The organism is Streptococcus danieliae (genome assembly GCF_013415245.1).
GTDB lineage: Bacteria > Bacillota > Bacilli > Lactobacillales > Streptococcaceae > Streptococcus > Streptococcus danieliae_A.
In genome coordinates, this window is record NZ_JACBXX010000022.1 from 1 (window position 1) to 20,330 (window position 20,330).

21 protein-coding genes, 1 pseudogene and 1 riboswitch are annotated in these 20,330 nt (G+C 45.0%); of the genes and pseudogenes, 1 reads left to right on the plus strand and 21 read right to left on the minus strand.

All coding sequences use genetic code 11. From position 1 onward, the window contains the following. From HZY94_RS00085 to miaA, 6 genes are all read right to left on the minus strand, one after another. Nucleotides 1-499 (minus strand): transposase (locus tag HZY94_RS00085; protein WP_179924469.1); only part of this gene is annotated, 499 nt, incomplete at its 3' end. A 182-nt stretch (nucleotides 500-681) separates the two neighbouring features. Continuing rightward, on the minus strand, nucleotides 682-2,916 hold the full coding sequence (gene recJ, locus HZY94_RS00090; protein WP_179924470.1) for a single-stranded-DNA-specific exonuclease RecJ: 2,235 nt from the start codon (nucleotides 2,914-2,916) through the stop codon (nucleotides 682-684). A gap of 14 nt (nucleotides 2,917-2,930) precedes the next feature. After that, entirely contained in the window at nucleotides 2,931-3,860 is a 930-nt protein-coding gene (gene rnz, locus HZY94_RS00095; protein ID WP_179924471.1) for a ribonuclease Z, read from the minus strand. Next, nucleotides 3,842-4,495 (minus strand): cystathionine beta-lyase, encoded by a 654-nt coding sequence (locus HZY94_RS00100; protein WP_179924472.1) that lies wholly within the window; start codon nucleotides 4,493-4,495, stop codon nucleotides 3,842-3,844. Before HZY94_RS00100 ends, rnz begins: the two co-directional genes overlap by 19 nt. Beyond that, complete coding sequence (gene hflX / locus HZY94_RS00105) at nucleotides 4,488-5,726, minus strand: GTPase HflX (protein WP_179924473.1); 1,239 nt, start codon at nucleotides 5,724-5,726, stop codon at nucleotides 4,488-4,490. The genes HZY94_RS00100 and hflX overlap by 8 nt, the downstream gene beginning before the upstream one ends. Further along, the gene (gene miaA / locus HZY94_RS00110; protein ID WP_160331909.1) at nucleotides 5,719-6,603 is read right to left on the minus strand and encodes a tRNA (adenosine(37)-N6)-dimethylallyltransferase MiaA; all 885 of its coding nucleotides are present in this window, start codon (nucleotides 6,601-6,603) and stop codon (nucleotides 5,719-5,721) included. The genes hflX and miaA overlap by 8 nt, the downstream gene beginning before the upstream one ends. Before the next feature lie 249 nt (nucleotides 6,604-6,852). Here miaA and HZY94_RS00115 point away from each other — a divergent pair, with 249 nt between their 5' ends. After that, the gene (locus HZY94_RS00115; RefSeq protein ID WP_160331910.1) at nucleotides 6,853-7,023 is read left to right on the plus strand and encodes a DUF3042 family protein; all 171 of its coding nucleotides are present in this window, start codon (nucleotides 6,853-6,855) and stop codon (nucleotides 7,021-7,023) included. 325 nt (nucleotides 7,024-7,348) lie between these two features. Beyond that, nucleotides 7,349-7,497, minus strand: a riboswitch (adenosylcobalamin (AdoCbl) riboswitch). Between the two features lie 125 nt (nucleotides 7,498-7,622). Here HZY94_RS00115 and HZY94_RS00120 read toward each other — a convergent pair. The 15 genes and pseudogenes from HZY94_RS00120 to HZY94_RS00190 form a co-directional block, all read right to left on the minus strand. Continuing rightward, entirely contained in the window at nucleotides 7,623-8,180 is a 558-nt protein-coding gene (locus HZY94_RS00120; RefSeq protein ID WP_160331911.1) for a flavin reductase family protein, read from the minus strand. Between the two features lie 4 nt (nucleotides 8,181-8,184). Next, nucleotides 8,185-9,279 carry an NADH-dependent flavin oxidoreductase gene (locus HZY94_RS00125; protein WP_160331912.1) on the minus strand — a complete coding sequence of 365 codons (1,095 nt, stop codon included), beginning with the start codon at nucleotides 9,277-9,279 and terminating at the stop codon, nucleotides 8,185-8,187. A gap of 85 nt (nucleotides 9,280-9,364) precedes the next feature. Further along, on the minus strand, nucleotides 9,365-9,937 hold the full coding sequence (locus HZY94_RS00130; RefSeq protein ID WP_160331913.1) for a histidine phosphatase family protein: 573 nt from the start codon (nucleotides 9,935-9,937) through the stop codon (nucleotides 9,365-9,367). Then, the gene (gene cobS / locus HZY94_RS00135) at nucleotides 9,934-10,656 is read right to left on the minus strand and encodes an adenosylcobinamide-GDP ribazoletransferase (protein WP_160331914.1); all 723 of its coding nucleotides are present in this window, start codon (nucleotides 10,654-10,656) and stop codon (nucleotides 9,934-9,936) included. Before cobS ends, HZY94_RS00130 begins: the two co-directional genes overlap by 4 nt. Continuing rightward, nucleotides 10,653-11,216 (minus strand): annotated as a pseudogene (locus HZY94_RS00140) (bifunctional adenosylcobinamide kinase/adenosylcobinamide-phosphate guanylyltransferase). The gene cobS and the pseudogene HZY94_RS00140 overlap by 4 nt, the downstream one beginning before the upstream one ends. Then, nucleotides 11,204-12,502 (minus strand): glutamate-1-semialdehyde 2,1-aminomutase, encoded by a 1,299-nt coding sequence (gene hemL / locus HZY94_RS00145; RefSeq protein WP_179924474.1) that lies wholly within the window; start codon nucleotides 12,500-12,502, stop codon nucleotides 11,204-11,206. Before hemL ends, HZY94_RS00140 begins: the two are co-directional and overlap by 13 nt. Beyond that, on the minus strand, nucleotides 12,483-13,475 hold the full coding sequence (gene hemB / locus HZY94_RS00150; RefSeq protein ID WP_160331957.1) for a porphobilinogen synthase: 993 nt from the start codon (nucleotides 13,473-13,475) through the stop codon (nucleotides 12,483-12,485). Before hemB ends, hemL begins: the two co-directional genes overlap by 20 nt. Then, the gene (locus tag HZY94_RS00155) at nucleotides 13,465-14,196 is read right to left on the minus strand and encodes a uroporphyrinogen-III synthase (RefSeq protein WP_160331917.1); all 732 of its coding nucleotides are present in this window, start codon (nucleotides 14,194-14,196) and stop codon (nucleotides 13,465-13,467) included. The genes hemB and HZY94_RS00155 overlap by 11 nt, the downstream gene beginning before the upstream one ends. Further along, entirely contained in the window at nucleotides 14,171-15,103 is a 933-nt protein-coding gene (gene hemC / locus HZY94_RS00160) for a hydroxymethylbilane synthase (protein WP_179924476.1), read from the minus strand. Before hemC ends, HZY94_RS00155 begins: the two co-directional genes overlap by 26 nt. Then, nucleotides 15,100-16,332, minus strand: coding sequence for a glutamyl-tRNA reductase (hemA, locus tag HZY94_RS00165; protein ID WP_179924477.1), 1,233 nt, complete (start codon nucleotides 16,330-16,332; stop codon nucleotides 15,100-15,102). The genes hemC and hemA overlap by 4 nt, the downstream gene beginning before the upstream one ends. Further along, on the minus strand, nucleotides 16,292-16,774 hold the full coding sequence (locus HZY94_RS00170; RefSeq protein WP_160331920.1) for a precorrin-2 dehydrogenase/sirohydrochlorin ferrochelatase family protein: 483 nt from the start codon (nucleotides 16,772-16,774) through the stop codon (nucleotides 16,292-16,294). The genes hemA and HZY94_RS00170 overlap by 41 nt, the downstream gene beginning before the upstream one ends. Beyond that, nucleotides 16,774-17,358, minus strand: a complete 585-nt coding sequence (locus HZY94_RS00175) for a cob(I)yrinic acid a,c-diamide adenosyltransferase (RefSeq protein ID WP_160331921.1) — start codon at nucleotides 17,356-17,358, stop codon at nucleotides 16,774-16,776. Before HZY94_RS00175 ends, HZY94_RS00170 begins: the two co-directional genes overlap by 1 nt. After that, nucleotides 17,355-18,845 (minus strand): cobyric acid synthase, encoded by a 1,491-nt coding sequence (locus HZY94_RS00180; protein ID WP_160331922.1) that lies wholly within the window; start codon nucleotides 18,843-18,845, stop codon nucleotides 17,355-17,357. Before HZY94_RS00180 ends, HZY94_RS00175 begins: the two co-directional genes overlap by 4 nt. Then, entirely contained in the window at nucleotides 18,846-19,649 is an 804-nt protein-coding gene (locus tag HZY94_RS00185; RefSeq protein WP_160331923.1) for an energy-coupling factor ABC transporter ATP-binding protein, read from the minus strand. It abuts the gene before it with no gap. After that, the gene (locus HZY94_RS00190) at nucleotides 19,627-20,328 is read right to left on the minus strand and encodes a CbiQ family ECF transporter T component (protein WP_179924478.1); all 702 of its coding nucleotides are present in this window, start codon (nucleotides 20,326-20,328) and stop codon (nucleotides 19,627-19,629) included. Before HZY94_RS00190 ends, HZY94_RS00185 begins: the two co-directional genes overlap by 23 nt. Nucleotides 20,329-20,330: the final 2 nt, after the last annotated feature.

The window sequence follows — 20,330 nt, forward strand, 5'->3', positions numbered from 1 at the left end:
CTTTTTTCTGCTTTCGACCATTAGGTGTTGCATAAGAATCAATAATTTTTCCATCCAGTGCGAGTACTTGACCGAAATCAGGGAGTAGTTCATAGAGTTCTGCAATTCCTGTTTGTATCCACTCATCAATATCAGGACAGACTTCCTCTAAATCTTTGACAAAACGAGAATAGGCTGACTTGGAGGGAGCATTGACAATTTTTGTTGCACCCGAATTTAGACGGACACTGTGAGTTTCAAAACCACAGATTTGCCTTAATTGACTGTTCATTCGCAATTGGCGTAACAATTGCTGGTCAGTCTCTAATTGAAGGATCAATTTAGCAATATAGGCGATGAAGTAAGATTGGATAGAATAATCCCGACGACCATATTTCCGCTTTGCTTCTAACTGCTTGAACAAGTCCGTTTCAGGTAGAGCATCTAATACCATCAAAATTTTTTCTAAATCACCAAATTCCTGATCTTCAAATAGATTGAGTTGTGTTATAATTTTCATAGTGAGACCTCGTTAATAGAGATTTTTACACTAACTATTATAGCGCTTTGACGTTGTATTGAGGCTCACAAAAGGGAAAAATCGCTACTTTACCGTGGCGATTTTTCTTTTTGCAGTTCAGTAATCCCCCGTCAGAACTGAGGTTCGAAACAACGGGAATGATTCCAGACCTAACTCGAAGCCTAATCCTCCAAGGGAAACTGGGACAAGTAGTCATAGATGTCTTCGACAGGATCCAGAGCCATTTTCTCCTGGAAACGAGCCAGGGCTTTCAAGTCTTGATAAATCTTACTATCCTCGATCGACCGTTTCGCTGCGGCTGGATTTTCCTTTAGCACCCCATCTTCAATGGTCACAAATTCCAATTCTTGGAAAATTTGTAACATCTTGATCAGTAAGGGTCGCTGAATTTTTAAATAAAGGGCTAGATCGTTAAGCTTGTACCGGACATCAAATTCTGGAAACTGACGAATGGTCTTATAAAGCAAGGCAAATTGATCCCTACTTCCAACTCCCGTTAAATAAAAAGCTTCCTTAATGCTGTTTTTAAAATAGAGCACTTGCGGTTGACGCTCCCGAATAAAACGCGCCAAGGGTTCTACTGACTCCGGTAACTGATCAAGAACATAGGCTGAGGCAGCTGGAACATTAGCCGGAAAATCTTCTGTAAAATCCAAAACCGGAACCGAGTCTGGCAGGGAGATTTTACCAGAGCGAATGTTGTAGAGCTGCAAACCTTCAATTCGGGCATCCACCATCATCAGTTGCAGGCTGGTTTGGCCATTCCACTTGTTGACCGCTAGGGTTACCAGCAACTCCAGTTGCTTGGCCTGTGAAAATTCCAAGCTTAGGTTGCCATAACCGAAACCAACAACCTCAAATTCCGCCTGACCTTGTGAAATCTTCAATTTTAAGTGGGCATTTCCCTGCCCCATGCTGCGAGCCGACTCAACCTGGAAGTCCGAAATGTAAAAGACTGGTTGGCGATTATCCATCCCAAAAGGAGCCAATTGTTGGAACTGTTCCAGGGTTTTGAGGCTAAGACTCTGCAGATCCAAAATCTCGTCCACCTGATAGGCCGGTTTCTGGCTAGAGATATCCCCCTGCTGGTCAATATAAGCTTCCAAGACAGCCTTCAGGGTCGGGATTTGCTCCAATTCCAAGGTCATCCCCGCAGCCCCCGCATGGCCGCCAAAGGCGACAAAAAGCTCCCGGTGGGGATCCAAGGCTTCAAAGAGGTGGACACTTTCAGGGCTCCGAGCGGAGCCTTTGGCTCTTTGACCATCACTGCTCAACACAACAATCGGTTGGCCCGTTTCTTCTAGCAGACGACCAGCTACAATCCCTAGAACTCCAGGATTCCAGCCCTCTTGCACCAAAACCTGGGCCCTGGCTTCAGGGTCCAGCTGGGACCGCGCCTCTTCATAGATCGCTTGAACTAGCTCCTTGCGTTCGGTGTTTTTCGCATCAATCATCCGCGCCAGCTCATGGGCCAACTCATCATCAAAACCAGTCAAGAGCTCCAAGGCCGGATTGGGATCGTCCAAACGGCCCAGAGCATTCAAACGCGGAGCCAGCTGAAAACCAACGGTCTCTTCATTGGCCTCGTCTAGTTTTAGCGAAGCCACCCGGGCTAGTTCTTGCAGACCGATACGTTGGGTTTGTTTGAGAATTTTCAGTCCCTGAGAGACCAGAATCCGATTCTCCCCAACCAGGGGTACCATGTCGGCAATCGTCCCGATTGCCACCAAATCGAGGAAATCCTGGACTACATCGCCGACTAGGGCACAGGCTAATTTGAAGGCAACCCCCACACCTGCTAAATGGGGGAAAGGATAAGGATCATCGGGTAATTCTGGGTGAATAATGGCATAGGCAGGAGGTAGGACCTCTGGTAGGGCATGGTGGTCCGTTACAATCACATCCACCCCTTGCTGGGCCGCATACTCCAACGCCTCATGACCAGCTACTCCATTATCAACCGTGATGATCAAGGAAATCCCCTGGTTCTCAATGAAGTACTTATAAACACTTTTGTTGGGGCCATAGCCGTCCGTAAAGCGATTAGGCAGGTAGACCTCAACTTCCGCCCCCAGCTCCTCGAGCACTTCCTTCATAATCGAAGCACTGGTCATTCCATCGGCATCATAATCACCATAGACCAGAATCGCCTCTCCTCTTTGGATGGCCGCCTCAATCCGAGCAACTGCCTTTTCCATATCTTGAAAAAGAAAAGGATCGGCCAGGTCCTCTAAAGATGGCTGTAAGAAAGCCTCAAGGTCTTCCTTGCTGTGGACCCCACGCCGGAACAAGAGATCCGCCACCGATTCTTCCAAGCCGAAAGATTTAGCTGCCGCCATAAAGTCCTGGTCTTCTACCTTGGGCTGAAATTGCCAATCGTATTTTGCTTCAATCATCTGAATCCCCTAGTTTACAATGGAATTTCTTCCAAATCTTTGACAACATGAACATTTGGGAAAATGTTAGCGGCATCATCGCGCATCCGGCTAATATCTTTGGCCAAAAAGCGTGGACTAATGTGGTTAAGCAAGAGGCGCTTAGCTCCCGCTTCCTTAGCCACTTTGGCTGCATCCATATTGGTCGAATGACCATGATTGCGGGCTAGTTTTTCATCACCCTTGCCATAGGTCGCTTCATGAACCAAAATGTCTGCTCCTACACCTAAGCGAACACTGGCATTTGTCTTTCGGGTATCGCCAAGAATTGTAATCACCTTCCCAGGACGAGGGGGTGAAAGGTAGTCCTTGGCTTGGATGAGGCGGCCGTCTGGCAGGGTAATATCTTCCCCTTTTTTAATTTTTCCAAATAAAGGCCCAAACGGAACACCGGCCTCCTTCAAGGCTTCCGCGTCCAAAGTTCCTTCTAAATCTTTCTGGATCACCCGGTAACCAACGCAGAAAATACTGTGGTCGAGGGCTTCGGCATAAACCTTAAATTGATCGGTCTCCATAACCAAGCCCAGCCTATCATGGTCAAATTCATGAAAATGAATGCGATAGGGCAGGCGAGAACCAGACAGGCGGAGGCTGTTGAGCACAAAGTTGCGAATGCCTACAGGACCGTAGATGTCTAGATTGGTCTGCTCTTCATTGGCTTGAAAGGCCCGACTAGACAAAAAGCCCGGCAGGCCAAAAATATGGTCCCCGTGCAAGTGGGTAATAAAAATCTTGCTGACCTTGCGGGGACGAATGCTGGTGTGCAGAATTTGATTCTGAGTCCCCTCGCCACAGTCAAACAACCAGACTTCATTAATTTCATCTAACAGTTTCAAGGCGAGACTCGAAACATTGCGCGCCTTTGAGGGCTGACCGGCACTAGTCCCTAAAAATTGTAATTCCATGCTTCCTCCTCTATCACTACTGCAAGCTGACGTTCCTTGGAGCCATACCAGAGGAGGGTCTCAACTTCCTGTTTTGCTAATTCTTGGATTAAATCTTCTTGGCTGTAAGAGACCCATTTCTGGGTCCCATCTTGTAAGAACAGTCGATCGGTTAAAGGACTCAAAGCCTCTTCCCTTTGCACCTCTCCTGCTTTATAAGGACGTAGAATGATGCGACCTTGGTAAGTCGCCAGCAAATGCTCTGGAAAAATCAGGGCCAGCTCCCACAGCAGGGCTGGTGTCACCGGCTCCTCTACCTGGGCAAAAATCTGCCCCAATCCGCTCGCATCTAGCAGGGCTAAACCGTAGGCTTTGCCAGACAAATTCAAGCGGATAAAAGGTTTAACTTCCTCGAAAGAGGGATCTTTTTGGAACAGTTCAAAAGCCTGACTCATTTCCAGCAGGTAGTCCATAGCCTCCTGAGGCCCCTTTTTCTGATAGAGTTCTGCAAAATAAGCATTTAAGACACTGGGCGGAGGCGTAATCCAGGCTAGCATTTCTTGTGGGTTTTTGCCCCTTAAAACGTGTTCCAGGTACTTGCGATCCAGGGCGGTGTAGCCGCCCAGAGCAATCGCCCGATCAATCCATTCATTCATAAAAGGTTTCTAATCTCCATTTATTTTTTGTTGCGATCCAACCCGCCACGGTTAATCCCTCTTGGTCATAGTCCAGTCGATCTATTAAGGCCAAGGCTTCTAATTCATGCAAGCGGTATTGCTTGGCCAAGGATAGGTGGAGCTCAAAAGGCTCCCAGAGTTCCTTTAGTCCTTCAATGATGATGGCTTTTAGATCTTCTTTGGCAGAAGGAGAATGGGCTGAGAACTGCCGAGACGGGTTAAGGGTGGGAACAAAATGGTCGACTCTGTCCAACTTATTATAAAGGGTCAAACGTGGAATCTGGTCCATTTCCAATTCCTGAATCAGGGCCAATACCGTTTCTTCCTCCTGCTCATGGTAGGGATCACTGGCGTCAATCACATGCAGCAACAAATCCACATGCCGACTCTCCTCTAGGGTAGACTTAAAGCTGGCCACCAATTCAGTTGGTAGGTCCTGGATAAACCCAACAGTATCTGTCAGGGTTGCCGCTAGATTTTGATCCAGGTGGATTTTCTTGGTTGTCGCATCTAGGGTCGCAAAAAGTTCATCGGCCTCATACTGGGGCGTCTCCCCTAATAGATTCATGATGGTCGATTTTCCAGCATTGGTGTAGCCAATCAGGCCAATTTGCAAATCGGGACTGGCTAGGCGTTTCTCCCGAATCCGACTGCGATTTTTCTCAACAGCCTTTAACTGCCGCTCAATATCAACAATTTGATTGCGGACAGCCCGGCGGTTTAATTCCAATTGACTTTCCCCGGGTCCACGGGAGCCGATTCCTCCCCCTTGGCGACTCAAGAGAATCCCTTGACCAACCAAGCGCGGCAACAGGTACTGCAATTGGGCTAGGTGCACCTGCAGTTTGCCCTCATAGGACCGAGCTCGCAACGCAAAGATATCTAAGATCAGCTGCATCCGATCAATCACTTTAACACCCCACTGGCTTTCCAGATAGGTATTTTGGCGGGGTGTCAGCCGGTTATTAACCACAACACTGTCAATTTCCTCAGCCTCAATCCAATCTTTAACCTCTTGGACCTTACCACTTCCAATTAAGCTGCGAGCATCCACCCGCTCCCGTTTTTGCACGATTTCCCGGACAACCTGGGCGCCAGCCGTGTGGGCCAGGCGGGCTAACTCTTCCATGGACATGAGAAAATGGTCCATTTTGGGCAGCTCGACCCCAATTAAAAGCACCCGCTCTTGTTCTTTTTTCGTATTAATCATGTAAAAATTCCTCAACGACTGCCTCAAGATCCTGTTTAAAGGTTGGGTTTGAAACGACAAAGAAGTGCGGTTCCATACGATTCCGGAACCAGGTTAATTGCCGCTTGGCAAAGCGGCGCGTGTTTTTCTTGACTGTCTCCAAGGCCGTTTCCAAACTAGCCTCCCCGGCAAAATAGGGGAACAGCTCCTTGTAGCCAATGCCACGGGCTGCCTGTGCTTGCGGATGATGGTCATAAAGCCACTTGGCCTCCTCCAGCAAGCCCTGCTCCACCATGACATCCACCCGCTGGTTAATCCGCTGGTAAAGCAACTCACGCTCGTCATCCAAGGCAATTAGGAGCGGCTCAAAATCCTGCTCCTGATTTCTTAGATCTTGCCCAAACTTCGCCAATTCCAAGGCTCGCATAGCCCGCCGACGATTGGGTTCCCGAATCTCAAGGTCCTTCTCCGCCACCAGACCATACAGGGTCTCCGTGTCCAAGGCTTCTAATTCTTGCCGATAGGCCAACAAAGCCGTCTGATCCAAGTCTCCCCCCAAGTGGTAACCTTCCAGTAGACTTTGAAGATAGAGGCCCGTCCCTCCCACTAGGATAGGAAGAGCCCCTCTAGCTCTAATTTCTTGAATCTTAGCTTGGGCTTCCTGAACAAAATCAAAAGCCGAATACCCTTGATCGACTTCTCTGACATCCAACAAATGATGGGGGACCAGGGCTTGTTCCGCTGGGCTAACCTTGGCCGTGCCAATATCTAAGCCACGGTAAACCTGTTGACTATCGCCTGAAATAATCTCCCCCTGGTATTTCGAAGCTAGCTCAATCCCCAAAGCAGACTTCCCGACCGCAGTGGGTCCCATAATAACAATTAACTTGGTTTTCATCGTTTTCCTTGAAAAATTCTTCCGTTTTCTATACCTATCATTTTAACACGATTCCTCAAAAATAAGAATAGATAAGCTAAAACAATCTTGAACGAACAAGACGAGTGCAAGGGATGTCTTCAGATCCCCCTCAAACTCCATCCCAGAATCATAACTTCAGACAATCAATGATAAAAATACGGTTTTCTCTTGAAAATTTCTCCTATTTTCTATATCCTATCAATAGAGTACAGAAAAGGAGAACCACTTATGGCAAACAATTTTGGTAAAGGACTTGTAACAGGAATTCTCGGAACTGCCGCTGCAGTTGCCGGAGCAGTCTACGCAGTCCACAAAACAATCATCGAACCAGAAGAGCAAAAAGCAGCATTTATCGAAGAAAACCGTAAAAAAGCTGCCCGCAAACGCGTATCACACTAAAAAAGAGGTTGGAATCCAACCTCTTTTTTTGCTAACCGAAAAACCCCAGGCCAAAACCCAGGGTTAAATGTCAACTTAGAAAACTGGACTACGTCGTTGTACCCCTAAACAAAAGCATCCTTGCTTTGTCTGTTTTCCAAAGGAGCTGCTCAAGCAGCCGGGATTATTGACTAGTCTGCTTCAATCTGAAAACAAGCTAGACCTTCTCCCTAGAAAATGATAGGTACTCTGATCGTAGAAAGTCTTATCCTGATGAAGAAACCCTAGATAGTAAAGACGGTTTCAAACTTAACCTAACTCAACAAAGAGCCGGTAATCAGCTTCAGGAAGATATCGAAATCTTACATCGAGATTCGAAATCTACTAAAATTTAGGCCGAAAGATCTGACTTAGAGCTAGAAGCCCTTCACAGTGGCGGGACCGTGTTGGAATTGCACCAAACTTCCATCGCACCTAAAAGTACAAACATCAATTTCTACTACTTAAATTTTACCACATTTAGTCTTTTTTAGGCAAGGATAAAAGTTTTTAGAAGTGAGCCTGTTTGTTTTGACGGTGATCCTCTTGCTGCTTTATACCAAGAAGGAAATCATAAAAATCTAGCGTTCCTTAACAATAAGACTCCCCATCTCAATTTCCTCTCCTGAAAAAGATTTATACAGCCGACCCGCTCCATCTCCAATATAGCTGATAGGATCAAAAGTTTCTTTCCTGAAATTGCCATCTTCTGTAATAAAGTCCGAATCAAGTGCTCTTCGCGTAACTTTCGCAATTACATTGGTTAATGCTCCACAAGGAACCATTTCGACAACCTGACATTCAATAACCAAGGGACAAGCATCCACGAGTGGGACATCAGCTTCTCCCAAACTGTAAGTTAAGCCGGTTAAGTTAAATTTATCCTTATGGGAATTAAAACCCGCGATTTCGATCTCCCTCACTAAATCCATCTGAGGAACAGAAACAGAAAAAACTCCTGTCTGACTGATCTCTTGAATGGCATTACTCTTAGTTCTCATGGCACAAACAAGCATGTTCCCCAAGGAATAGATCGAACTACAAGTAGAAATGTTGTAGCCGTGGATACGATCTTTATAGCCTAAGAAAAATGTTGGAAAACCAAAATAAAGTTTGCGTGTATCAATTGTTTCTTTCATAAATCTATCCCTCTAAATAGCTTCCCATTGCTGTCGCAAATGCTAAAGGAAGAGCTAATCCCTCCCAGTCCGCTTCTTGGCAACCCCTAGATACCATGGCTTCCTGATCAGTAGTTACCTTGGTCAACCAATCTGGATCAACCAATAACTGGCGTCCCATAGCCACAAAATCGGCAATTTGGAGAAGCTCGTCTACTTGAGAAGTCTGCTGAATCCCCCCGACAGCAATAATCGGCAAACGCCCTGCTAATTTCTGAGAAATCTGCTCCACTACCGACTCTGTAGTCTGTGGATTTCGCAAAGATGCTTGCTGGGCTTGAGCCAGGGAGAGGTGGACATAGTCCAGCCCTAACGGGATTAGCTGCTCCAAAAGTTGAAGGCTATCAAACAGAGACAAACCGGGCTCTTCAATTTCTTCTGGTGAAAGACGATAGCCAAGGAGGAAAGGCCGGTCTGCCTGCGCTGCAATCAGGACTTTAGCCTTCTTGACCAGTGTTTTGGCAAAGCGCCTGCGGTTATGTTCTGTTCCACCCCACTGGTCTGTGCGACGGTTAGAATGGGGGGATAAAAACTGTTGAATCAGGTAGGTATTGGCGCCATGGAGCTCAACCCCATCGAAGCCCGCCTGAATCGCTCGGCTGATCGCCGCCAAAAAAGCTTCCAGTAATTCTTCAACTTCCTTGCGTGTAGCTGCTTTGGGTTCTAAGACTTGACCGTGTTCGGCGATCACGGCACTCGGAGCTAGAGGGCGGTCACCGACTACTAAATCGGGAGGCACCATCCGGCCTCCATGATAGAGTTGGAGAATCGCCAAATTTCCTTTAGACTTCATGGCACTTGCCAGATTCCGTAAACCAGGAATCTTATCATCCTCAGCTGCACTAAAACTGCCCCGAAAAGCTTGACCATCTTCACAAACATAGGCACTTCCGGTTATCAACATCCCTGCAGAACCTGCCCGACGCCGATAAAAGGCAATATCTGCCGAGGAGACATAGCCTCCCGGTAAGCTAGAACTAATGGTCAAGGGGGCTAATACCAACCGATTTTGGGTGGTCAAACCTACCTTAAATTGATACATATCTTCCAGTTTATTCATCCTACTACTCCTTTACAGTGACTCCGCGAAGCTTATGACAAAGCAATATAATATAAAGATAGTCCTACTCACCCACCTTAAAACACTACAATAGCTTTTCCCGCCAACCAACTAGACTCTCCTCAAGCACTAAAACTCGCCCTTGAGGGACCTCAATATCCCAAAAGGAACGATGAGGGTCCGTTAGGTTTTGGATTAGCAAACGAAGAACGCCTAGATGAGCTACAAGAACAATGGTAGCCTCCTCCCTAGCCAAAATCTCCACTAACCCTGATTGAACTCTAGTCTTAAAGTCGCTAAAAGATTCCGCTTGAGGAGGGCAATAATCAAATGGGGCTTCTAGCCAACGAACCCAATTCACTGGATCCCGATCTTCAATTTCATCAGCAGTTAATCCCTCCCAAAGTCCAAACCCTTTCTCATTAAAAACATCCCTCTTCAGCAACTCTCGCTTTGGAAAAGCAATGGTCGCGGTCTCCTGGGCTCTCTTTAGACCGCTCGTATAAATCACCTCCGGCTCAAACGACTCCATCAACTTCCGCTGTTGCCTAGCCTGCTTTCTGCCTTGGTCTGTTAGTTCGCTCTCCAAACTACCATAAAAACGCCTTTCCCGGTTGCAAATAGTTTCCCCATGCCTCAGTAAATACAATGTTTTCATATCACCAATCCCAATAAATAACACAATTGCCCCAATAAGGCATAGGCTCCCAAGGTATCCCCTGTTTGTCCTCCAATCTTTCGATAGACAAAGCGCCGATAAAGAAGAGCCCCTACTAAGAAACTTGCATAAGCAATCAGTCCCTTATTTTGAAAAAAATAAAAGGAGAGTCCAATTGGCAAAGCTTGTGCCAAAACAATGTGGTGTCCCTTTGCCCCTTGGAAAAAATTTCCAGATCCAGTGTGGGCACGCGCATCCCTCAGCTTCCAGACCTGGATTGCCAAGCCGGCCTTGGAGATTGTAGCGAGCATTAATAGGACTTGCCAATCTATGAATTTTTGCTCCCAAAAGGCTGCAACAAAAAGAAGATAAAAGAAAATCAGAGCGAGAACCCCATTTGTCCCCATACGGCTATCCTTCATAATTTCCAGCATACGCTCTGGCTTACGAGAAGAAAAAAGACCATCCGCTGTATCCGCTAAAGCATCCATGTGAAAACCTCCTGTTAATAAAACATCAAAAAACAAGAGTACAACCAAGGACAAACTAGAAGGTAAAACACTGGTGAGCAGAAGAAAAAGACTACTCCATAAACACCCAAGTAACAATCCAAAGAGACTCAAAAAAGGAACCCCCGTTCGAATGTAGGACAAGTCGATAGTCAAGGGGACGGGAATTCTTGTAAAAAATTGCGTATATATTAATAATGATCGAATCATTTCAAACGTTGGACGAGCCCACTGACGACCCAGTAAACTTCGTCCGCCTCCCTTGCTAACTGTTGATTTCGTTTTCCTTGAATATCCTGGAATAAACGACCAAGATAGGTCGATGCTTGTAAGCCGAGTCCAACCTCATCGCTAACAATCCAAAGTTCTTGAGACGCAGTTGAAGAAGCCTTCAAAATAGTTGACCACTCCCTCTCTAAGCGAAGTTCCAACTCTTCCTTCGTTGATGGAGACAATTGTTCTACCTCCTTCTCTTGAAGAAAATCAAAAAGCAAATTACTAGTCAGCATAGTCGCTGAGTCTAATAGAAACAACTGTTCCGAACGTTGATAGATAACCTCAGCTAAATTCTAATAACCCTCATGTGTCCCCCAATGAGCAGGTCGACGATTGCGATGAGCCTCGACTCGCTGATTCCATTCCTCATCCGGCGATAATAACAAACCGGTTGCCAAATAACAAACCGGTACGCTCTGCGCCAGTAGCTCTTGCTCAGCAAACTTGGATTTCCCGCTTCGAATTCCTCCCAAGACTAAGACTAGCTTTCCCATACTCTGCCTCCGATTTTCCGAAAGACCTCTTCAATAACTTGGAGAGTCTGCTCAATATCCCTATCTGTATGCGCTAAGGACAAAAAATTACTTTCATATTGTGAAGGGGCCCAATAAATGCCCTTAGTAAGTAAAAGCTGATGAAAATTAGCAAATTGCTCATAATTCGCTGACTGAGCATCCTTAAAGTTTTGGACTGGTTTATCCGCAAAGAAAAGAGAAAACATACTTCCACGCCATTGGACCTGGACTGGAAGTTGATACTTCTTAGCTAAGCCTTGAATTCCCTGACATAGGCGAGTTGTCCTAGCCTCCATCTCCGCAAAAGCATTTACTCCTAATCCCAACAGGGTTGCTAAACCAGCTGCCATCGCAATTGGATTTCCCGAAAGAGTTCCTGCCTGATATACGGGACCTAGAGGAGCTATCTGATCCATATAGCAAGCCTTTCCACCAAAGGCTGCCACTGGGAAACCTCCGCCAATGACTTTCCCCAAACAAACAAGATCTGGTTGCAGTTGATATAACTCACAAGCACCCCCGTAGGCAGCACGAAAACCAGTCATAACCTCATCAACAATAAATAAACTCGAATGCTCCTCGCAAAGCAGAGCAATTGTTTCCAAAAAAGCACGATCTGCTGGAATCAATCCCATGTTCCCAGCTACTGCTTCGACAATCACTCCTGCAATTTCTGAAGCATGGTGCTGAAAAATCGCTTTCACAGCTTCCGAATCATTATAAGGAAGAACAAGAGTCTCTGGTATGAGAGCCGCTGGGAGGCCAGCTGAATCCGCCAGTCCCAAACTCGCAACGCCAGATCCTGCACCGATTAAGAAGGAATCACTATGACCGTGATAACAGCCTTCGAATTTGATGATATTTTCACGACCCGTTACAGCACGAGCTAGGCGGATAGCACTCATCGTTGCTTCTGTTCCAGAGTTTACAAAACGCATCTTCTCTAGAAAAGGAAGGCGCCGCTGTAATTCCTGTCCCAAAGCTAATTCCCGTGGACTCGGAGCTCCAAAGCTACTTCCCAGATTCACAGCTTCCCGAACTGCCGATTGAACACTGTCTACTGCATGTCCTAAAACCAAGGGACCCCAGGATAATACATAATCAATATAAGTATTTCCGTCCACATCCCTCAATCGAGATCCAGAACCCGATTCAATAAACAGAGGCTGACCTCCAACAGCCTTAAAAGCTCGAACAGGGCTATTAACACCGCCCGGAAATAGTTTTTTAGCTTCCTGAAAATATTCACTTGACTGCTTTCCCATCTCTATCCTTCCATCTTTCTAGCGCAATTTCTTTGGCGAAATAAGTAATAATGAGATCCGCTCCAGCCCGCTTCATAGCCAACAAGGACTCGTCTCGGGTCAAAATTGGATTTAACCAACCTTTCTCCCCAGCCGCCTTAATCATTGCATACTCACCACTGACATTGTAGGCTACTAGAGGCAGTAAGCTCGTCCCACGAATTTCTCGAATAATATCTAGATAGGCAAGGGCTGGCTTGACCATGAGGAAATCCGCTTGCTCATCCTCGTCTGCCAAAGCTTCTCGCAAAGCCTCCCTCCGATTGGCACTATCCATCTGATACGACTTCCGATCACCGAACTGCGGAGCTCCCTCAGCCGCTTCACGAAAGGGACCATAAAAACTCGATGCAAATTTTACCGAATAAGCCATAATCGGAACCTGGTCAAAACCAGCAGCATCTAACCCTCGACGAATTGTCGTCACAAATCCATCCATCGCATTTGATGGAGCAATCACATCGGCTCCAGCCTGTGCTTGGCTAACGGCTACTTGCGTTAAAAGCTCTAAAGAGGAGTCATTATCAACATCATCTTCCTTTAACAGTCCACAATGACCATGGTCTGTAAACTCACACAAGCAAGTATCCGCAATTAACAGTGCTTCTGGATGTGATTTTTTAATAGCTTGCAGAGTTTCTTGGACAATTCCTGTCGGGGCATAAGCCTGACTTCCTCGTTCATCCTTATTTTGAGGAATCCCAAATAGAATAAAAGCCTTAAGTCCCAGGCTCATACACCTACCCACTTCCTCCACGAGGTCTTTGATAGGAAATTGATAGATTCCCGGCATAGACGGAATCTCCATCGGCTGCTCCAAGCCTTCTTTTACAAATAAAGGATAGATAAAATCATCCAAGGATACATCGGTTTCTCTCACGAGGTCCCGTAAAAAGGGATTGCGCCTTAATCTTCGTTGTCTTTTAAACATAATTTCCCTCCTGTTCTTGAACAATTGTTGCTAACATCTTCTCTAAAGAAGGATAATCTGGAAGATAGCTAATCCTGTAGCCCGCCTTCCGGATAGCATCCGCAGTTGTCTGACCAATAGCTGCTATCCGATGTCGCTCCGGTTCCAATACAGCTCCAGAAGCCAAAAAGGCAGACCAAGCAGAGGGACTAGCAAAGGTAAGAATCGATTCCTCTATGTCTGAAGCCAGTAAGTTGGCCAAAGTCCTTTGCCCCGCTTGATGAGGTCTGGTCTCATATAGAGACCAGGTAAACACATGATGACCTGCCGCCTCCAACTCTCGACCTAAACTTCCCTTGGCAAGGTTTGACTGGGGAAATAGGATAGTCTGAGGCACCGGATAAGTCTCTAGCCATTCCTTAATAAAAGCTTTTCCATACGGTTGAGAAGACTGAAAATGTATTCTTAGACCAGCTTTCCTTGCTGCCTGAGCTGTCTGAGATCCAATCACCGCTATCTTATTAGGGAAATAGGGAAGAGTGTTTAAAAAGGAAACAGTCACCGCACTAGTTAAGAGTAACCACTCAGCCTTATCCTTATCCTGACCTGATAATAGAGAGCCAGGCAGAGGGAGTGAATGAAACTCCAACAAAGGAACGTGAAGAAGTTCATAACCTAGGGCTTGATAATCCCTACACAATGACTCGCTCGGTCTCTGTTCACGGGTAATTAGAATTTTCAACATTTGGCAATCCCCTTAACCCTGCTTCCTTTAGTTTAGTAAAAGCCTCCGATGCCAAGGTATTCACTTGCTTCCCTTCAACTTGGGCATAATGACACTCTCCCTTTGGAGAGGCTAGCATCGTTTGCAACACGTAACCATCTCCTTTTGTCTGAGCTAAAGCCGAAATCGGAAATGTACAATCTGCCTGCAGTAAAGATAAAAATTGGCGTTCAATCGCAACGCATTGAGCGACTTGTTTATCATTAAACGTAGCTAATAGGTCTAAAATTTCCGTATCTTCTTGACGACATTCGATGGCCAGAGCAGCCTGAGCTACAGCCGGAAGGCAAATATCCAAAGAAAGTGGTTCCAAAAAAATATCCCGACCTCCTTGCCAGCCTAAACGTTTTAGACCTGCCATCGCTAATACAACAGCTTGGTACTGTCCCTCTTTAACTTTTTCAATCCTACTATCAATATTTCCACGAATCGACCGATAAACCAAATCTGGCCTTTGCCTTTGCAATTGTAGAGTCCTCCTAAGACTACTAGTTCCCACAATGGATCCCGAAGGAAGATTAGCCAAACTCCAATTTGGGTTCGAAAAAACCAAGCAATCACGTACATCCTCTCTTGGCGAGACTGCACCGATAGTGCATCCAGGAGCCAATATAGCTGGAAGATCCTTCATACTATGAACAGCCATATCGATTTTCCCTTGCTGAATAGCAGTTTCAATATCTGTTACAAAAATTCCCTTTCCACCAATGACAGATAATGGAACATCTTGCAATTGATCTCCTTTGGTTGTATAAGGAACGACCTCAAATATCCGATCTGGATGCAATTGGCGTAGCTGATCCAAAACAAGATTGGTCTGACGAATGGCCAATAAGCTTTTACGACTTCCTACTCGTATTGTTCTCATAACTCTTCCTCACTGAATCCAAACACAGAGCGAATTACCGCAATATCATGAGATGCCTGATCTCCGATAGAGCGCTCCTTCAATTGCAGGATTGAATTTTTAATCAACTGATTACTAATTCCCTTCATGTGTTTTTGAATAACTTTTCTCTGCCTATCCGTTAGTTCAGGTAATTTTCTTTCCAAACTTGCGAAACTCGCTTCTTGTATTCCTAGAGCATACTCTCGAATCTCTTGAATCAACGGGATAATCCCCAGTTGTTGTCGCCATTGATTAAAATAGAGAACCTCCGCTTCAACCTCCTGGGCAATCCCCATTGCAATTTCTTGACGTTTCTCATAATGTTCATCCAATCGTCCCTGAATATCTTCAATCGTTAGTAACCGCTCACCAATTCCTGTTTCACAAGTTCTAGGTAAACAAAGATCAAAAACCAGACTTGTTGAAGCCACTATCTCCCTGTTCAAATAGCGCTGTCCGGTAGCCGCCGCCGAAAAAACAACATCTACACCAAAGAGAGCTTCTTTCATTTGCTCCCAAGAATAAATCTGGACACGGGGATCTCTTTGATAAGGTTCCATCTTAGATAAGGTTCGATTTAACAAACGAACTGTTGTAAAGGGACGTTTCAAAGCATACTTAACCAATAATTGACCAATCTCACCCAAGCCAATGATTAGAATCGTTTGAGCAGACGGTTTTAAAAACTCTAGTAGTTGCATAGCTGTCAAGCTGATAGATAGGGGACGTTCGTTAATACGGTATTGATGATGCATCCGTTTCGCGAATGTCAAAACACGGCGAAACAACTCATTTAAGATAACCCCACTCGTTCCAGTTTCCTGTGCTAGAAAAAAAGCTTGTTTGACCTGGTTTAGAATTTGATATTCACCCAATATCCGAGACTCCAAACCTGTCGCTACCCGTAACAGCTGATGAACGGCAGATAAATCCTCCAAAATTTGTAAATGAGTTTCCAATAATGCCAAATCCAGGTCAAACCATCTGGCTAGAAATTGTTTGCCATAATAGCGCCCGGTATGAAGCTGATCAACAACTAAATAAAGCTCAGTCCGATTACAAGTTGATAAAATAGCAGCTTCTAAGACACTCTTTTCCCGTTTTAAAGCAGTTAGCGCTAACTGAATGTCTTCTTCTTTAAAATGAACTTGCTCCAAGACTTCGAGACTAGTCTCTTGGTGACGTAGCCCCAGATAGAGTACATACATCTAGGTCTCCCTCTCTCATTTTCAAATACCTGGCGATTTCCTCCCGCATCTGTTTAGCCTGAGCGGGGGAGTGACCTTCCGTTGATACTGTAATCGTTAGACCTGTAGCCCGAATTTGAGCTACATTGTAGAAATCAGAATCTGATTTATCTCCGCTATTATTGACCATGACGCCTAAGGGGGCATCCTGTCTAACTTGGTGATTCACAGAAACCTGATCGGTGCAAGCAAAAACAAGATGAGCCTTCGCTAAATCTCCTGTTTGATAGGGACGAGCCACCCAGTCAATCTGCTCCTGTGGAATTTGAGGATCCAAACTCGGACTAATAACCTGTACACTGGCTCCTTCTTCTAGGAGACTGCGAATTTTTCTAGCGGCAACCTGTCCCCCACCCACGATGACTGCTTGTTTTCCTTTTAAATTTAGCATGATGGGATACATTATGAACCTCTTTTTTTGTTTTTAAAAACAGAAGGGCTGCGTTCATAGAGCTGATCTGCCTCTCCTAGCTTGTGATTCAAATAGCGAGCAACGACAAAGAAATAATCTGACAACCGATTTACATAATGCAAATTAACTCGGTTTATATCTGAATCTATTTCCATCAAGGCAACAATTCTTCGCTCCAAACGACGCGTCAAGGTCCGTAACTGGTGATAGTAGGCTGACAAGATGTGACCACCCGGTAACACAAATTGTTGAACCGAAGGGGTTTGTGCCAGATAATCATCTATTTTTTCTTCTAACCAAATCTCTGAGTGAGGAAGTTGCTTGTATGGCCGCGATTGGTTAGCTGTGGCTAGATCGCTACCACAATCAAATAATTCTTGTTGGATAAGGCTCCCTTCTTCGATTAAGCTCGGGAACCCTCCTTGCTCACGAACTAAAGCTATTACCAAACCAAGAAGAGAATTTAGCTCATCCATTGTTCCGTAAGCCTCAACTCTAGGATCGGATTTTGAAACACGAACACCTCCGTAAAGACGGGTTGCCCCTCCATCTCCATATTTCGTATAAATTCTCATCCCCCTTCTCCTTTCAAAATCTGATAGATCCTTTTCATATCTAACGACGAGCGCAATTGGTCTGCCAGTTGATTATAGGCTTGCTCCTTCCTTTCTGCCATACTCAGTCCAGAAATTGGAAGAGGAGCCAATCCTTTCTCTGATCGAATCTGATTTAGATAAGCGCGTGTCCATTCTTGGTTATCAAAAATACCATGTAGATAAGTACCTTGAATGTGACCATCTCGAGAAACAGCTCCATCTAAATGCCTACCTCCCTCATCTTCAATAACTGCAAAAGCTTCTTCCTGTCCAAGAATTTTCGTCTCTCCCATATGAATTTCATAACCCGATAAACAATAAGATCCCTGCCTTGCTTGAACTTGCTTGGTTCTTTTACTCTTCCTAAAAACTGTCTCTATGTCTAGGAAACCCAAACCAGCAATTTCTCCCAATTGGGACTCAACGCCATCCGGATCCAAAAGGCGACGTCCCAGTAATTGATAACCCCCACAAATCCCAAATAGACGACTTCCTGTGTGAACAGCTCTGGAAATCGCTTGGTCTATCCCTTCTTCCTGTAAATAGAGACAGTCCCCAATGGTGTCCTTGCTACCAGGGAGAATAATTACATCTGGAGTACCGAGTTCGGTAGCTGACCAAACATACCGAAGAGAAACATCTACTTCATTCTCCAATGCTTGAAAGTCTGTAAAATTAGACAGACGCTTCAATCCAATCACAGCAATATCTAAATCCTTTGTCTTATCTACTGTTCTTGATTTCTGAGACAGGGCCACACTATCCTCCGGATCAATCGCAACTTGTAAATAAGGAACGACTCCTAAAACGGGTACTCCTGTGAGCTCTTCAATCATATCTATCCCTGGTTGAAGTAAGGCCACATCCCCTCTGAATTTATTAATGATAATTCCTTTTACCAATGCTCTTTCCTCTGGTTCCAGCAAGGCAATGGTTCCATAGATTGAAGCAAAAACTCCCCCCTTATCAATATCTGCTACCAAGATTACCGGACATCCCACAGCCCTTGCTAAGCCCATGTTCACGATATCCTTATCTTTTAAATTAATTTCAGCTGGACTGCCAGCTCCTTCAACGACAATAGCATCGTATTCTTCCCCTAATTCCTGATAAATTTGAAGAATGTCTTCTAGCAAAGCTGGCTTAAACTGATGGTAGGAAGTCGCATCCATTTCTCCTAAAATCTTTCCTAAAAAAATAACTTGAGATCGGTGATCGGAACTCGGCTTGAGCAGAACAGGATTCATCCGTACATCAGGCTCTAACCCTGCTGCTTCAGCCTGAGTGACTTGAGCGCGTCCCATTTCATCTCCTAACGAGGTAATAAAAGAATTTAATGCCATATTTTGCGATTTAAAGGGCACAACGGCCAGACCATCTTGCTTGAAAATTCGACAAAGACCAGCTGCTAATACGCTTTTTCCGGCATCTGATGCTGTCCCTTGTAGCATAACTGCATCTGTCATCTACATCCTCCTCTGTAAAAACTGAATAAAGTCTGAGCGTGAAGACACCAAGGGTGTCCCAATCATCTGATGCATTTGAACAATCCAAGGACTCTCTAAACCAGCTGTTCTTAGCAATTCCTCCTGCTGAAAGAAAACATCCTTAGTTCCTTCAGAAATCAGCTCTCCCTCTCGTAAGAGATAGGCGTAATCACAAGCTTCGTACATTAAATCCATATCATGACTGGATAAAATGATCCCAACTCCCTGAGAAGCTAACTCTTTCATGGTCTGTAGCATTTTCTCTCTTCCAGATGGATCCAAGCCAGCTGTCGGTTCATCAAGTAACAAATAGTGGGGTTGAAGTGCTAGAACATCCGCAATCGCCACTCGCTTCTTCTGACCATAACTGAGGTATTGAATGGGCGCATCTGCAAGCTCCAAAATCCCCATACGTCCTAAAGCACCTTGAACGCGCCTTGCAATTTCTTCATCCGAAAATCCAAGATTTTCCAAAGCCATCGCTACATCATCTCGAACAAGGCTAAAAAAGAGCTGTTGTTCTGGATTTTGAAAAACAAGATTGACTGCTTGCCGGTAAGTCAATAAGGACTTTTTCTTCTTTCCTACTGCTCGATTCTCATAGAAAATCTCTCCCTGCTGGGGAAGAAGTAAACGCATGATCACTTTCATCAAGGTTGATTTACCAGAACCATTGGCACCTAGAATCCCCGTAATCTCTCCTCTCTGAAAAGCCATGGAGACCTTTTTTAACATTGGCTTGCCTTTCTCATAAGCAAAACTAATATCTCGAATCTCCAACATCTGTTCCCTCCTTATCCATCGCATCAAATCGTAATTCCAAAATTTCTTCAAGCTGTTTTTGATGATCTACCAACCTCAGAAACACACTATTGGCCAAATAGGCTAACCCCTTAATCCGCTTCCCCTTCTTACTAAAGGCAAACTTTAATACTAAAGATTCTTGAGCACTGATAAAATCTCCCATCAGTAAAAAAAGGAAGCGATACATCAATAAAATAAGGTCCAGTAACTCCCTTGGAATAGGACTTCGATGCAACCCTTTTAAAATTTGTCCAAAGGGCGTCGTCAATACAAAGAAATAGGTTGCTGCCAAGCAAGCATAGATTCTAAGACCTAACCGAATGACTTGCTGAGGAGCTGATGGGAGAATCCCGATATGTAGACTACCAAATGACCAACCTACCCAATACGAAAGGGGAGTTGTCGACACCGATAGTAATAAGGTGGCGAGACTAAGAAGAATAAAAATAGTCGGATAAAAGTAAAGTCTCACGTAAATTGCAAACGGAATTCGAGCTAGGTAAAAGGTTAGCCAGAAAACAGTGATAAAAAGTGCGACTTGCAAACTCCAAATTCCCGAAAAGCTGATTATGAGAAACAGAAGAAAAAGCAAAAACTTCAACCGTCCATCTAGGTGACGCCAACGATTTTGGTACGCATAATAATCAATTGGAAGCATCT

What these genes read in the sequence shown, in the direction of transcription:
- HZY94_RS00120 (WP_160331911.1), bottom strand. Translation starts at nt 8,180, where the DNA reads ATGAAAGAAACAATTGATACACGCAAACTTTATTTTGGTTTTCCAACA.
- HZY94_RS00175 (WP_160331921.1), bottom strand. Translation starts at nt 17,358, where the DNA reads ATGAGAATTTATACGAAATATGGAGATGGAGGGGCAACCCGTCTTTAC.
- HZY94_RS00100 (WP_179924472.1), bottom strand. Translation starts at nt 4,495, where the DNA reads ATGAATGAATGGATTGATCGGGCGATTGCTCTGGGCGGCTACACCGCC.
- hemC (WP_179924476.1), bottom strand. Translation starts at nt 15,103, where the DNA reads ATGAGAACAATACGAGTAGGAAGTCGTAAAAGCTTATTGGCCATTCGT.
- HZY94_RS00180 (WP_160331922.1), bottom strand. Translation starts at nt 18,845, where the DNA reads ATGACAGATGCAGTTATGCTACAAGGGACAGCATCAGATGCCGGAAAA.
- HZY94_RS00155 (WP_160331917.1), bottom strand. Translation starts at nt 14,196, where the DNA reads ATGTTGAAAATTCTAATTACCCGTGAACAGAGACCGAGCGAGTCATTG.
- HZY94_RS00170 (WP_160331920.1), bottom strand. Translation starts at nt 16,774, where the DNA reads ATGTATCCCATCATGCTAAATTTAAAAGGAAAACAAGCAGTCATCGTG.
- hemL (WP_179924474.1), bottom strand. Translation starts at nt 12,502, where the DNA reads ATGGGAAAGCAGTCAAGTGAATATTTTCAGGAAGCTAAAAAACTATTT.
- hflX (WP_179924473.1), bottom strand. Translation starts at nt 5,726, where the DNA reads ATGATTAATACGAAAAAAGAACAAGAGCGGGTGCTTTTAATTGGGGTC.
- HZY94_RS00190 (WP_179924478.1), bottom strand. Translation starts at nt 20,328, where the DNA reads ATGCTTCCAATTGATTATTATGCGTACCAAAATCGTTGGCGTCACCTA.
- HZY94_RS00130 (WP_160331913.1), bottom strand. Translation starts at nt 9,937, where the DNA reads ATGAAAACATTGTATTTACTGAGGCATGGGGAAACTATTTGCAACCGG.
- HZY94_RS00185 (WP_160331923.1), bottom strand. Translation starts at nt 19,649, where the DNA reads ATGTTGGAGATTCGAGATATTAGTTTTGCTTATGAGAAAGGCAAGCCA.
- rnz (WP_179924471.1), bottom strand. Translation starts at nt 3,860, where the DNA reads ATGGAATTACAATTTTTAGGGACTAGTGCCGGTCAGCCCTCAAAGGCG.
- HZY94_RS00115 (WP_160331910.1), top strand. Translation starts at nt 6,853, where the DNA reads ATGGCAAACAATTTTGGTAAAGGACTTGTAACAGGAATTCTCGGAACT.
- HZY94_RS00125 (WP_160331912.1), bottom strand. Translation starts at nt 9,279, where the DNA reads ATGAATAAACTGGAAGATATGTATCAATTTAAGGTAGGTTTGACCACC.
- recJ (WP_179924470.1), bottom strand. Translation starts at nt 2,916, where the DNA reads ATGATTGAAGCAAAATACGATTGGCAATTTCAGCCCAAGGTAGAAGAC.
- miaA (WP_160331909.1), bottom strand. Translation starts at nt 6,603, where the DNA reads ATGAAAACCAAGTTAATTGTTATTATGGGACCCACTGCGGTCGGGAAG.
- hemA (WP_179924477.1), bottom strand. Translation starts at nt 16,332, where the DNA reads ATGTATGTACTCTATCTGGGGCTACGTCACCAAGAGACTAGTCTCGAA.
- cobS (WP_160331914.1), bottom strand. Translation starts at nt 10,656, where the DNA reads ATGATTCGATCATTATTAATATATACGCAATTTTTTACAAGAATTCCC.